We start from the raw sequence: 13,164 nt of genomic DNA, 5'->3' as shown, positions 1-13,164 counted from the left end.
GCAGCGCCGCCTCTCGGCGATTGCTGTGCAATCGCCTGTCGGCAGGGCATTTCGTTTCGAAATGCCCGAGAGACCCGCCCCCCCGGGGCGGCGCTTCTGGCGAGGACGGTGCCAAGTGTCCGACATACATGCTTATGTCTCCGGAATCGCAAGGCTCGACCGCGCCCCGGCGGGTCGGCGCTGCACGGCGTTCCGTTCGACCGAGGCGCCATCCGGCAAAGCTGAGAAAGTGGTGTCGCGCCGCGCGTCCGACCCCGGACAGTTACCGCTAACTGTAACGATCCCAAGGACTTGGACCCCCGTCCAACCTCGGACACCCCGCGCCTAGCCGAACATCTCCCGCAGATCGCAGCTCGCCTCGACCCCGATATCCGCCTTGTGCTCGGCCAGGAACGCCCCCGCCGCCCGCTGCCCGGCCGCCTTCAGCTCGGCCAGCACCGACGGCGTCGGCACCCGCTTCGTCGCCTCCGACAGCTCGTTCATCAGCTCGTCGTCGGCGATCATGTGGATCAGCACCTCCTTCATCGCGCCCTTCGGCATCCGCCCCTCGGCGATCAGGTCGCGCACGAACTGGATCGCCCGCAATTCCCGCAGGAGCGACGAGTTGAAGCTGATCTCGTTGATCCGGTTCTGGATCTCCTGCGCCGTCTGCGGCACCTCGCGCCGATACAGCGGGTTGATGTTGACCACCACGATATCGGCCGGAAACTCCGGCTCGTACATCGGAAACAGCGCCGGGTTGCCGGTATAGCCGCCGTCCCAGAACGCCTCCACCGTGCCGGTCACCGGGTCCTCGATCTCCACCGCCTGGAACAGGTTCGGCAGGCAGGCCGAGGCCAACAGCACGTTCGTGTCGATATGGTCGCCGGTGAACACCCGGATCTTGCCACTGCGCACGTTGGTGGCCGACACGAACAGCCGCGGCCCCTCCGCCGCGCAGACGTCGCCGAAGCGGAATTCGTCCACCACGCGGCGCAGCGGGTTCTCGTAGAACGGACCGTAGCTGTAGGGGCTGAGCACGCGCGACACGGCGTCGGCCCAGAAATAGGCCGGGTGCATCTGGATCAGGTCGGACATCATCCCCGGCTCGGGCACGAAGGCCGACAGCCACGCCGGCGTGCCCGAGCCCACCTCGGCCCCCATCTGCGCCCAGAGCCAGTCGAGATTCGCCTTCGCCTCGGCCCGCCCGCCCCGCACCAGCCCGGCCTTCAGCGCCGCGCCGTTCAGCGCGCCAGCCGAGGTGCCGGAGATCGCCGCGATCTCCAGGTCCTCCTCGTCCAGCAGCCGGTCGAGCACGCCCCAGGTAAAGGCCCCGTGCGCGCCCCCGCCCTGCAGCGCGATGTTGATCCGTTTCGCCATGTCGCCGCGCTACTGCGCCGTCCAGCCGCCGTCGGCCGACAGCGTCGTCGCCGTGATCTGCGCCGCCGCGTCGGAACACAGGAACACGGCCAGCCCGCCCAGCTGCTCCAGCGTCACGAACTCCTTCGAGGGCTGCTTGGCCAGGATCACCTTCTCGATCGCCTCGTCCTCGGAGATGTCGTATTCCTTCGCGGTGTCCGGGATCTGCCCCTCGACCAAGGGCGTCAGTACATAGCCCGGGCAGATCGCGTTGACCGTGATCGGATCCTTCGCCGTCTCCAGCCCCGCGACCTTGGTCATTCCCACGACCCCGTGCTTCGCTGCGACATAGGCCACCTTGAAGGGCGACGCCCGCAGCCCGTGCGCCGAGGCGATGTTGATGACGCGCCCCCAGCCCGCCTTGCGCATCATCGGCAGCGCCGCGGCGGTGCAGTGGAAGACCGACGACATGTTGATCGCGATGATCGCGTCCCATTTCTCGACCGGGAACTCCTCGATCGCCGCGACATGCTGGATGCCGGCGTTGTTGACCAGGATGTCGCAGGCGCCCGCCTTCTCGATCAAGGCGCGGCACTCGTCGGCCTTCGACATGTCGGCCTTGATGTAGCGCGCGGTCACGCCGAACTCGCTGCCGACCTCCTCGGCCAGCGCATGATCCTCGTCGGTGTCGGTGAAGGAATTCAGCACCACATCCGCGCCCTCGGCGGCCAGCGCCTTCGCAACGCCCAGCCCGATGCCGGAATTGGAGCCGGTGACGACGGCGGTCTTTCCCTTGAGTGACATCTCGTGCCTCCTTTGTGCGGTCGCGGCAGAGAATAGATGCTGCGCCTGCGAAGAAAACGCCAAAATCGAAGCATCGTCTTGCCGGCCGCCCATCGCGGGCCCATTATGAATACAACCGATGTCAGGAGTATTCACCATGACCACCAAGAGCATATCGCTCCGCACCGACGAGGAGACCCTGAAGAAGATCGACGAATATGCCAGCGCGCAGGATCGCAGCCGCAACTGGTGGATCAATCAGGCCATCGAGTCGGCCATCGCGGAGGAAGCGGCCTGGGACGCCGAGATTCGCCGACGCATGAAGGAAGCGGACGACGGTAACACGATTCCCCACGATCGGGTGATGGCCGAGATGCTCGCGAAATACGGCGAATCGTGAGAATCGTCTGGCATCCCGACGCAGAGGCGGATCTCGAAGCCGGTCTGCAGCGCTCCGCCGGTTTCGGGGCAGCGACGGCCATGCGTCTTCTCGCGCGTGTCGATGCGGCGGTCGGGCATTTGGCGGAGCATCCCCAGATGGCCCGGCCGGGCCGGGTCGACGGAACCCGTGAACTCGTGCTCAGGGGATTCCCCTACATCCTCGTCTACCGCGCCGATCCCGAGTCCGTGACGATTCTCGCCGTCCGCCATGCGGCCCGCGACTGGCCGCGCAGCTTTCCGAACGCATAAAAAAAACGCCCGCACAAGGCGGGCGTTCAGTTATTGAGGCAGGTTTCATACAGGCAAGAAACCTATCGAGCAGTGCCCCCTTTATACCCGCTTAAAGCCCGTGGTCAAAGGTAAAAGTTTGAAAAGGCGGCGGTCGGCCGGTAGTTTCACCGCAAACGCCCCCCGGCTGAGCAGAAGGACAGTTGCCCCATGACACGCCATGCCCCCCTCCTCGCGGCCCTGCTTGCGGCGGCCCTGGCCCCGGCGCCGTCCGCCGCAGAGCCCCGGCATGGCATCGCTATGTACGGCGACCCGGCCCTGCCCCCAGATTTCGAGGCCTTCCCCTATGCCAACCCGGACGCGCCCGTCGGCGGCCGCATCGTCACCGGCGAGGTCGGCAGCTTCGACAGCCTCAACCCCTATATCCTGAAGGGCAAGGTGCCCTGGCAGCTGCGCTACCTGACCTCCGAGTCGCTAATGGCGCGAAACTGGGATGAACCGTTCACGCTATACGGACTATTGGCCGAATCGGTCGAGACCGACGCGGACCGCAGCTGGGTCGAGTTCACCCTCCGGCCCGAGGCCCGATTCTCCGACGGCTCGCCGGTCACGGTCGAGGACGTGCTGTGGTCCTTCAGGACGCTGGGGACCGAGGGGCATCCGCGCTATACCGGCGCCTGGTCCAAGGTGGAAAGCGCCGAGGCCGTGGGCGAGCGCACCGTGCGCTTCACCTTCTCCGAGGTCGACCGCGAGCTGCCGTTGATCCTGGGCCTCCGCCCGATCCTCAAGAAGGCGCAGTGGGAAGACACCGAGTTCACCGAATCGGGGCTCGACGAGATCCCGATCCTGACCGGGCCCTACGTGATCGACGATTTCGAGGCCGGCCGGCACGTCACGCTGAAGCGCGACCCCGACTACTGGGGCTGGGATCTGCCGGTGCGCAACGGCCACGCCAATCTGGAAGAGGTCCGGATGGAGTTCTTCGCCGACGGCACCGCCCAGTTCGAGGCGTTCAAGGCCGGCGTCCTGAATTCCAACCGCGAGTTCAACGCCGCCAAGTGGGACGAGCAGTACAACTTCCCCGCCATCCAGTCCGGCGAGGTGGTGAAGTCCATCATCCCGCACGGTCGCCCCTCGGGCATCACCGGCTTCGTGATGAACACCCGCCGGGCGCCCTTCGACGACTGGCGCGTGCGCGCGGCGCTGATCCATGCGTTCAACTTCGAATTCATCAACCAGACGCAGACCGGGGGCGAGCAGCCGCGCATCACCTCGTATTTCTCGAACTCCATCCTCGGGATGCGCGACGGCCCGGCCGAGGGCCGCGTGCGCGAGCTCCTGGAGCCGTTTGCCGACTCGCTCCTGCCCGGCGCGCTGGAGGGCTACGAGCTGCCGGTCAGCGACGGCTCGGTCCGCAACCGCGCCAATATCGCCGAGGCGCTCGACCTCTTGGCCGAGGCCGGCTGGACCGTGCAGGACGGCGTGCTGAAGAACGCGGCGGGCGAGCCGTTCGAGTTCGAGCTTCTGCTGCAGACCGGATCGTCCGAACAGACCGCCATCGCCGACATCTATTCCGAGGCGCTGACGCGGCTGGGCATCGACGCCACCGTCGAGGCAATCGACCGCCCGCAATACACCGAGCGCACCAATGCCTTCGACTTCGACATGACCTATTACCGGGTCGCCCTGTCGCTCAGCCCCGGCAACGAGCAGGAACAGTACTGGGGCTCCGAGGCGGCCGAGACGCCGGGGACGAAGAACTGGATGGGCATGACCTCGCCCGCGGCCGACGCGATGATCCGCGAGATCCTGAGCTCGGAGACCACCGACAACTTCCTCGCCGCCACCCGCGCGCTGGACCGGGTGCTGACGACGGGCCGCTACGTGATCCCGTTCTATCAGTACAATGTCAGCCGCATTGCCCATGTCGACGAGCTTCACTACCCCGAGGAGATCCCGATCTACGGCGACTGGCTCGACTGGCAGCCCTTCGTCTGGTGGTGGGAAGAGGAATAGACCGCGCAACCGCGCAAGGAGCAGTCATGAAACCCTATATCGCGCTCGGCCTCCTGCTGACCCTCGCCGCCTGCGGCATCCCCGGCGTGCCGCTGGTCTGACGCAGCGGCGGTCGTGGGGCTGGTCTGACGCGGTGCCGGGCGTGCCGTGCCGCGCCGGCCACCCGGTGCAGCGGGTGCGGTCCGTCACAGACTGCCGGGCAGAGCCACCGGGCTCGGCGAGAGACCTGACACGTCCCTGCGCCGCGGGCTGCAAACCTCGCCCTGAATTGTCCGGCGTTTTCTGACATGTCATTGACAAGTCACTGCGCTCGCAGCGCGCGGCCACGCTGTTCATACAGACATGTAGCGGGCAGGCGACTGACATCGCGTGTGAAGCCCAGTCGGCAACGGTCTGACTTTCCGAGACAACCGTGCCGGAGACGACACCGATGGCCGCGCCCCGCGGCGGGCGGCGCGCGCGGGCCGGGCGCCGCTCCCGCGGCCTCCAGCTCCGCCGCGCCGTCACCTCGGCGCATCCGGCCCCGGGGCCGCCGGTCCCGCCCGCGCCCCGGGGCCGCCGGTCCCGCCCGCGCCCCGGGCTTGCAAACCCGCCGCCGCCGCCCTAATCGCGAAGGCATGGACTCGCTCTTCGACCAGGGCCCGCCGCCCGCCTGCCCCTCCAGGTTCAACATGGCCGCCCATGTGCTGGCGCTGGCGCCGCAGCATCCCGACAAGATCGCGCTGGCCGTCCTGACCCCCACCGGCGCCACGCGGTGGAGCTATGGCCGGCTCGAACAGGCCGTCCGGGGCACGGCCACCGGACTTTTGACCCACGGGCTGGCGCCGGGCGACCGCGTGCTCATGCGCATGGGAAACACCGTCGACTTCCCGATCACCTATCTCGCGGCGCTGACGGTCGGGCTGATCCCCGTGCCCACCTCGTCGCTGCTGACCGTGCCCGAGGTCACGCGCATCGCCGCCGAGATCGACCCCAAGCTCATCGTCGCCGAGCCCGGCGTCTCGCGCCCCGATCCCGCCCCCTGCCCGGTCATCGAAACCGGCGCGCTGGCCGACATGCACGACCTGCCGCCGGCCGACTTCCAGATCGGCGATCCCGACCGCCCGGCCTATGTCATCTATACGTCCGGCACCGCCGGCAGCCCGCGCGCCGTGACGCATGCCCACCGGGCGATCTGGGCGCGGCGGCTGATGTGGGACGGCTGGTACGGCCTGCGTCCGGACGACCGGCTGCTGCATGCCGGCGCCTTCAACTGGACCTACACGCTGGGCACCGGCCTGATGGACCCCTGGTCGATCGGCGCCACGGCGCTGATCCCGGGCAAGGGCGTGACGCCGGCGCAGCTGCCGCTCCTGCTGAAACGCCACGACGCGACGATTTTCGCCGGCGCCCCGGGCGTTTACCGCCAACTCCTCAGGCACGACATCCCCGCCCTGCCGAAACTCCGCCACGGGCTCTCGGCGGGCGAGAAGATGCCCGACGCCACTCGCCGGCACTGGGAGGAGGCCACCGGCACCCCGGTCCACGAGGCCTTCGGCATGTCCGAATGCTCCACCTTCGTCTCCGGCGCGCCCGCGCATCCCGCGCCGCCCGGCACCCTGGGCTACCCGCAGCCCGGCCGCCGCGTCGCCGTGCTGGGCGAGGACGGCCCCGTCCCCATCGGCACCCCCGGCACGCTCGCCGTCTCGAACCGCGACCCCGGGCTGATGCTGGGCTACTGGGGCGCCGAGGACGAGACCCGCGCCCGCCAGAGCGGCGAGTGGTTCCTCACCGGCGATACCGTGCGCATGGCCGAAGACGGCGCGCTCACCTATCTCGGCCGCGGCGATGACATGATGAACGCGGGCGGCGTGCGCGTCTCGCCCATCGAGGTGGAAAGCGCGCTGACCACCCATTCGGCGATCCACGAATGCGCCGCCGTCGAGGTGCAGGTGAAGGCCGACACCACCGTCATCGCCGCCTTCTACACCGCCGATGCCGACCTCGACCCCACCGAGCTCGACCGCTTCGCCGCGCAAAGCCTCGCGCGCTACAAGATGCCCCGCATCTACCACCGCGTCGACGCGCTGCCGAAGAACCCCAACGGCAAGCTGCAGCGCCGCCGCCTGCGCGAGGACTGGGAAACCGCGCACCCCGCCGACTGATCCGGTTTCCCTTTCGCGCCATATCCCCTATGTAGCCCGCCACACCAGAGGGGAGCCCGCCATGATCAAACTCGATATCCTGTCCGACCCGATCTGCCCCTGGTGCTATATCGGGAAGACCAATCTCGACCGCGCGCTGGAACAGGTCCCCGACCACCCGTTCGAGATCGAGTGGCACCCGTTCCAGCTCAATCCCGAGATGCCGCCCGAGGGCATGGACCGCAAGGAATACCTCGAACACAAGTTCGGCGGCCGCGACGGCGCCGCCGAGGCCTATGCCCCGGTCGTCGAGGCCGCCGAAAACGCAGGGCTGGAGATCGACTTCTCGTCCATCCCGCGCACGCCCAACACGCTCGACGCGCACAGGCTGATTCACTGGGCCGGGATCGAGGGGCGTCAGACCCCGGTCGCGATGGCGCTGTTCCGCGCCTATTTCAAGGAAGCCCGCGACATCGGCGACACCGACACGCTGGCCGACATCGCCGACGGCTGCGGGCTCGACGCGGCGATGATCCGGCAGCTGCTGCAATCCGACGCCGACCGCGAGGATATCCGCGCCCGCGACGCCTGGGCGCGCGAGCACGGCGTGACCGGCGTGCCCACCTTCGTCGTGGGTCAGCGCCACGCGGTCCCCGGCGCCCAGCCGCCCGACCTCTGGATCAAGGTCATCGAGGAACTGAAAGAGACCGAGGAGAAATGAGCGCCTGAGCGGCGTGCCCGCCCTCTGGTCCGCCCTCGGCGCCGCCGCCGCCCTCGGCTGGGCGGCGGTTCTCCTCTGGTCCGACCGGCACCCGCCCCGCCGCCTCTGGCCCCCGCATGAAGGCCGCTGGCGCACCGCCGCCTGGGCCTGGGCGCTGACCGTCGCGATCTATGTCGGCGCCATCCGCGCCGGGTTCCACGAAGCGGCGCAGCCGGTGCTGCCCGACTGGCTGCGCTTCGGCGCCGGCGGGCTGCTGTCGGTCGCGGGCAGCGCGTTGCACAGCTGGGGCACCTGGGATCTCGGGCTGAAAGCCACCAGCGGCTGGCCCGCGCCCCTCGTCACCCGCGGCAGCTATGCAAGCAGCCGGCATCCGCAGTACCTGGGCCAGAGCGCCATGCTGATCGGAATCGCGCTCCTCGCCGGCACGCCGCCCGCGCTTTGGCCCGCGCTGGCCGGGGTCGCCGCGCTCCTGCTGGCGGCGCGGGTCGAGGACCGCCACCTCGCCGCCACCGCTCCGGGCCATGCCGCCTATCGCGCCCGCACAGGCTTTCTGCTCTGACCGCACGGCCCGGCCGGGGCTTTCGACTTTTGCCCGCCGGCCAATGTGCTATCCCACGTCCCATGCCGGCCAAGACGCCCCGCCTGTCCCAGCCCGAGTTCATCGGCCTGACCGCGATGATCATCGCCTCGGTCGCCTTCGCGGTGGATTCGATGCTGCCCGCGATGAACGACATCGCGGCCGAGCTGTCGCCCGACGCCCCGAACCAGGCGCAGCTGATCATCACCAGCTTCGTGCTCGGCATGGGCGCGGGCACCCTGTTCACCGGTCCGCTGTCGGATACCTTCGGCCGCCGGCCGGTGATCTTCGGCGGCTTCGCGATCTACTTCGCCGGCGCGCTCTTGGCCTGGGCCGCGCCATCGCTGGAACTCGTGCTGCTCGCCCGCCTGCTGCAGGGCCTGGGCGCCGCCGGCCCGCGGGTGGCGGTGCTGGCGCTGGTCCGCGACCAGTTCGAGGGGCGGCGCATGGCGCAGATCATGTCCTTCGTGATGATGGTCTTCACGCTGGTCCCCGCCGCCGCACCGCTCGTCGGCACCGCGATCATCGCCGTCGCCGGCTGGCGCGGCATCTTCTTTGCCTACATGATCTGGGCGATCTTCGTGTGCACCTGGTTCGGCCTGCGCCAGCCCGAGACATTGCCGCAGGCGTCGCGCCGCCCGTTCCACCCCGGCAGCCTGATGCGCGGGACGGTGGAGATCCTGACCAACCGCACGGTGGCGCTGACCATCGCGGTGCTGGCGCTGGTCTTCGGGATGCTCTTTGCCACGCTGTCGACGATCCAGCCGATGTTCGACGTGACCTTCGACGCCGCCGGCACGTTTCCCTACTGGTTCGCCGGCATCTCGCTGGTGGCCGCCGGGGCGAGCTTTCTCAACGCCCGCGTCGTGGTGCGGCTGGGGATGCGGCTGGTGGTGCGGATCACGCTGACGGCGCAACTCGTCCTGTCATTGAGCATGGCGGGCATCGTGATCACCGGCCTGCTGTCGGGGACGGCCTATTTCGCGGCCTTCCTGTTCTGGATCCAGACGATGTTCTTCATGCTGGGGCTGACCATCGGCAACCTGAACGCCCTCGGGATGGAGCCGCTGGGCCATCTCGCCGGTCTCGGCGCCTCGGTGATCAGCGCGGTCGCCACGGTCTCGGCCGTCGTCATCGCGGTGCCCATCGGGCTCGCCTTCGACGGCACGCCGCTGTCGCTGGCGGCGGGCACCGCCCTCTGCTGTGCGCTGGCGCTGGCGCTGATGCGCCCGCTCGGCACCGGCGAAGAAGACACCGCCTAGGACGCCCGACACGATCTTCCAGAAGATCGTGCCGCGCAGGATTTTCTGGAAAATCCTGCCACGTCAAAATCTTCCAGAAGATTTTGCCGCCTCACGCCTCGGCCGTCTCCTTCGCGTGCTTCGCCAGATCCTGCGCGATGGCGAAGGCCCCCTGGATGCGGTCCTTCGTCCCTTTCCAGTCGCGCCGCACCACGATCTTGTTGTCCTTCACCTTGGCCAGCCCCTTCTGCGCCTCGATGAACCGCACCAGCCCGGCCGGGTTCGCGAACTTGTCCTGGTGGAACTGGATCGTCGCGCCCTTCGGCCCGCCGTCCAGCTTGGCGATCCCGGCGCGCTTGCACATGTCCTTGATCCGCACGATCAACAGCAGCATGTTCACCTCCTTCGGCAGCTTGCCGAAGCGGTCGATCAGCTCCGCCGCGAAGCCCTCCAGCTCGACCTTGGTGTGCAGCTCGCTGAGCCGCCGGTAGAGTCCCAGCCGCACGTCCAGATCCGGCACGTACTCTTCCGGGATCAGCACCGGAACGCCCAGGTTGATCTGCGGCGCCCATTGGTCGGCGCTGGTGTCGGTCAGCCCCTCGGCCTCGCCCGACTTGATCTTGGCGATCGCCTCTTCCAGCATCGACTGGTAAAGCTCGTAGCCCACCTCGTTGATATTGCCGGATTGTTCCTCGCCCAGCAGGTTTCCCGCCCCGCGAATGTCCAGGTCCTGCGACGCCAGCGTGAACCCCGCCCCCAGCGAGTCGAGCGAGCCCAGCACGCGCAGCCGTTTCTCCGCCGTCGCCGTCAGCTTCGCCCGGGGCTTCGTCGTCAGATAGGCATAGGCCCGCGTCTTCGCGCGCCCCACGCGGCCGCGGATCTGGTAGAGCTGCGCCAGCCCGAACATGTCCGCCCGATGCACCACCATCGTGTTCGCCGTCGGGATATCCAGCCCCGATTCCACGATGGTCGTCGCCAGCAGCACGTCGTACTTGCCGTCGTAGAAGGCGTTCATCCGGTCGTCCAGCTCGCCCGCGGCCATCTGCCCATGCGCGACCACATAGGTCACCTCCGGCACCTGCTCCTTGAGGAACTCCTCGATCTCCGCCAGATCGGAGATCCGCGGCACCACGTAGAACGACTGCCCGCCCCGGTAGTGCTCGCGCAACAGCGCCTCGCGGATCGTCACCGCGTCGAACTCGCTCACATAGGTCCGGATCGCCAGCCGGTCGACGGGCGGCGTCCCGATGATCGACAGCTCGCGCACCCCCGTCAGCGACAGCTGCAAGGTCCGCGGGATCGGCGTCGCCGTCAGCGTCAGCACATGCACATCCGTGCGCAGCTCCTTCAGCCGCTCCTTGTGCGTCACGCCGAAATGCTGCTCCTCGTCGATGACCAAGAGCCCCAGATCCCTGAACCGGGTGCCCTTGGCCAGAAGCGCATGCGTCCCGATCACGATGTCGCAGGTGCCGCGGCTCACCGCGTCCCGCGTCGCCGCCGCCTCCTTCGCCGACACGAAGCGCGACAGCTGCCGTACCTCCACCGGGAAGCCGCGGAACCGCTCGGCAAAGCTCTTGTAATGCTGCCGCGCCAGCAGCGTCGTCGGCGCGATTACCGCCACCTGCCGGCCGGACATCGCCGCCACGAAGGCCGCCCGCATCGCCACCTCGGTCTTGCCGAAGCCCACGTCGCCGCAGACCAGCCGGTCCATCGGCGTGCCCGAGCCCAGGTCGTCCAGCACCGCCTCGATCGCGCCCAGTTGGTCGTCGGTCTCCTGGTACGGGAACCGCGCGGAGAAGGCGTCCCACATCCCCGCCGGCGCCTCCATGATCGGCGCGCGCCGCAGATGCCGTTCCGCCGCGATCCGGATCAGCCGATCCGCCATCTCGCGGATCCGCTCCTTCATCCGCGCCTTCTTGGCCTGCCACGCGCCGCCGCCCAGCCGGTCGAGCAGGCCCTCCTCATGGCCGTAGCGCGACAGCAGCTCGATATTCTCCACCGGCAGGAACAGCCGGTCGCCGCCGGCGTATTCCAGCGCGATGCACTCGTGCGGCGCCCCCAGCGCCTGCAGCACCTCCAGCCCGGTGTACCGCCCGATCCCGTGATCGACATGCACGATCAGGTCGCCGGGGCTGAGGCTCTGCGCCTCGGTCAGGAAATTCTCCGCCCGCTTGCGCTTCTTCGGCGCGCGGATCAGCCGGTCGCCCAGGATGTCCTGCTCGGCGATCACCGTCAGCGTCGGCGTGACGAAGCCGGTCTCCAGCGGCCAGACCGCCAGCGCCACGTCGCGCCCCGAAAGCTCCGACGCCCGCGCCACGTGGCGCACGTCGTGGATGCCGTGATCGGCCAGCAGATGGCCCAGCCGCTCGGCCGCGCCCTCGGAATAGGCCGCCAGAACCACCGGCCCCGCATCCGACCGCGCCCGCACATGATCGGCCACCGCCCCGAACAGATTGACGCTTTCCTGCTGGCGCTCGGGCGAGAAGTTGCGCCCGATGCGCCCGCCGGCATCGACCACGCCCGGCCCGCTCGCCTGCGGCAGCGGGTGGAACTGCAGCACCCGTCGCTCCCCCAGCGCCGCGTCCCAGGCGGCGTCGTCCAGGTACAAAAGCCCCGGCGGGCACGGCTTGTAGACGGTGTCGATCCGGTTCTTCTGGCTCATCGCGTGGACGCGGGTCTCGTACTGGTCCACGATCCCCTCCCAGCGCGACAGCCGCGCCGGCCCCACCTGGTCGTCCAGGCAGACCGACGCGCCGGGGAGATAATCGAACAGCGTCTCCAGCCGGGCGTGGAAGAACGGCAGCCAGTGCTCGACCCCCTGATGCTTGCGCCCCGCGCTCACCGCCTCGTAGAGCGGGTCGTCGGTGCCGGCCGCGCCGAATTCGATCCGGTAGTTCTGCCGGAACCGGGTGATCGCCGCGTCGTCCAGGATCACCTCGCTGACGGGCGCCAGCTCCACCACGTCCAGCGTCTCGGTCGTGCGCTGGGACACGGGGTCGAACCGCCGCGCCCCGTCCAGCACGTCGCCGAACAGGTCCAACCGCACCGGCCCGCCCTCACCCGGCGGATAGATGTCGATGATTCCGCCCCGGATGGCGTAATCGCCCGGCTCGGTCACCGTGGGCGCCTGGGTGAAGCCCATGCGCACCAGAAAGCCGCGCAAGCCCTTCTCGTCGATCCGGTCGCCCACCCGCGCGACGAAGGACGCCTCGGCCAGAACCTCCCGCGCCGGCACCCGCTGCGTCGCCGCGTTCAGCGTGGTCAGCAGGACCACGGGGCCGGGCAGCCCCTGCGCCAGCCCGGCCAGCGTGGCCATCCGGTTCGCCTCGATATCGGGGTTGGGCGAGACCCGGTCATAGGGCAGGCAGTCCCAGCTGGGGAACTCGATCACCGGCATGTCCGGCGCGAAGAAGGCCAGCGCCGCGCGCATCGCCGCCAGCCGCTTGTCGTCGCGCGCGACATGGATCACCGGGGCGCCGGATTTCTCCAGCTCCTGGACCAGCAGCCGGGCGTCGTAGCCTTCCGGCGCGCCGCCGACCTGTATGTAAGACGCGGGGGACATGGCGCCTGTCAGGTAAAGACCCGGGGGCGCATGTCAACCGCATTTCCCCTGCCCCGCGTCACGCCCGTGGTGCAGCGCGCGCCATGCGTATTTTCAACGAGAAGAAGCCTGCAGGAGTTTCACCGCGGCCCCCG

At 68.9% G+C, this 13,164-nt stretch carries 10 protein-coding genes; 7 read left to right on the top strand and 3 right to left on the bottom strand.

Annotated elements, in window-relative coordinates:
• Positions 1-324 precede the first annotated feature (324 nt).
• Positions 325-1,359, bottom strand: a complete 1,035-nt coding sequence (locus tag P1J78_RS02310; RefSeq protein WP_275565698.1) for a patatin-like phospholipase family protein — start codon at positions 1,357-1,359, stop codon at positions 325-327.
• A gap of 9 nt (positions 1,360-1,368) precedes the next feature.
• Positions 1,369-2,142 carry a 3-hydroxybutyrate dehydrogenase gene (locus P1J78_RS02305; RefSeq protein WP_275565697.1) on the bottom strand — a complete coding sequence of 258 codons (774 nt, stop codon included), beginning with the start codon at positions 2,140-2,142 and terminating at the stop codon, positions 1,369-1,371.
• A gap of 136 nt (positions 2,143-2,278) precedes the next feature.
• On the opposite strand from P1J78_RS02305, the gene P1J78_RS02300 reads away from it, so the two are divergent.
• The 7 genes from P1J78_RS02300 to P1J78_RS02270 all read left to right on the top strand — a co-directional run bounded on the left by P1J78_RS02300 (position 2,279) and on the right by P1J78_RS02270 (position 9,489).
• Positions 2,279-2,521, top strand: a complete 243-nt coding sequence (locus P1J78_RS02300) for a CopG family ribbon-helix-helix protein (RefSeq protein WP_275565696.1) — start codon at positions 2,279-2,281, stop codon at positions 2,519-2,521.
• Positions 2,518-2,811, top strand: coding sequence for a type II toxin-antitoxin system RelE/ParE family toxin (locus tag P1J78_RS02295; RefSeq protein ID WP_275565695.1), 294 nt, complete (start codon positions 2,518-2,520; stop codon positions 2,809-2,811). The genes P1J78_RS02300 and P1J78_RS02295 overlap by 4 nt, the downstream gene beginning before the upstream one ends.
• Positions 2,812-3,000: 189 nt before the next feature.
• Positions 3,001-4,806: an extracellular solute-binding protein gene (locus tag P1J78_RS02290; protein ID WP_275565694.1), complete on the top strand. Its 1,806-nt coding sequence runs from the start codon at positions 3,001-3,003 to the stop codon at positions 4,804-4,806.
• A gap of 617 nt (positions 4,807-5,423) precedes the next feature.
• Positions 5,424-6,950 (top strand): class I adenylate-forming enzyme family protein, encoded by a 1,527-nt coding sequence (locus P1J78_RS02285; RefSeq protein ID WP_275565693.1) that lies wholly within the window; start codon positions 5,424-5,426, stop codon positions 6,948-6,950.
• Positions 6,951-7,011: 61 nt separating this feature from the next.
• Positions 7,012-7,650, top strand: coding sequence for a DsbA family oxidoreductase (locus tag P1J78_RS02280; protein WP_275565692.1), 639 nt, complete (start codon positions 7,012-7,014; stop codon positions 7,648-7,650).
• Positions 7,651-7,663: 13 nt separating this feature from the next.
• Entirely contained in the window at positions 7,664-8,209 is a 546-nt protein-coding gene (locus P1J78_RS02275) for a methyltransferase family protein (protein WP_275565691.1), read from the top strand.
• 62 nt (positions 8,210-8,271) lie between these two features.
• A complete protein-coding gene (locus tag P1J78_RS02270; RefSeq protein ID WP_275565690.1) occupies positions 8,272-9,489 on the top strand; it encodes an MFS transporter in 1,218 nt (405 codons plus the stop codon).
• A gap of 91 nt (positions 9,490-9,580) precedes the next feature.
• Here the strand turns inward: P1J78_RS02270 and mfd are convergent, their stop codons facing one another.
• Entirely contained in the window at positions 9,581-13,030 is a 3,450-nt protein-coding gene (gene mfd, locus P1J78_RS02265; RefSeq protein WP_275565689.1) for a transcription-repair coupling factor, read from the bottom strand.
• Between the last annotated feature and the right edge of the window lie 134 nt (positions 13,031-13,164).

The organism is Psychromarinibacter sediminicola (assembly GCF_029168335.1).
GTDB classification, from domain to species: Bacteria; Pseudomonadota; Alphaproteobacteria; order Rhodobacterales; family Rhodobacteraceae; genus Psychromarinibacter; species Psychromarinibacter sediminicola.
The sequence above is the reverse complement of the archived record's forward strand: the minus strand, read 5'-3'. Positions and strand labels throughout refer to the sequence as shown.

Coding starts and splice junctions, on each gene's coding strand:
- P1J78_RS02300 (WP_275565696.1), top strand. CDS start 2,279: ATGACCACCAAGAGCATATCGCTCCGCACCGACGAGGAGACCCTGAAG.
- P1J78_RS02285 (WP_275565693.1), top strand. CDS start 5,424: ATGGACTCGCTCTTCGACCAGGGCCCGCCGCCCGCCTGCCCCTCCAGG.
- P1J78_RS02290 (WP_275565694.1), top strand. CDS start 3,001: ATGACACGCCATGCCCCCCTCCTCGCGGCCCTGCTTGCGGCGGCCCTG.
- P1J78_RS02310 (WP_275565698.1), bottom strand. CDS start 1,359: ATGGCGAAACGGATCAACATCGCGCTGCAGGGCGGGGGCGCGCACGGG.
- P1J78_RS02305 (WP_275565697.1), bottom strand. CDS start 2,142: ATGTCACTCAAGGGAAAGACCGCCGTCGTCACCGGCTCCAATTCCGGC.
- P1J78_RS02280 (WP_275565692.1), top strand. CDS start 7,012: ATGATCAAACTCGATATCCTGTCCGACCCGATCTGCCCCTGGTGCTAT.
- P1J78_RS02270 (WP_275565690.1), top strand. CDS start 8,272: ATGCCGGCCAAGACGCCCCGCCTGTCCCAGCCCGAGTTCATCGGCCTG.
- mfd (WP_275565689.1), bottom strand. CDS start 13,030: ATGTCCCCCGCGTCTTACATACAGGTCGGCGGCGCGCCGGAAGGCTAC.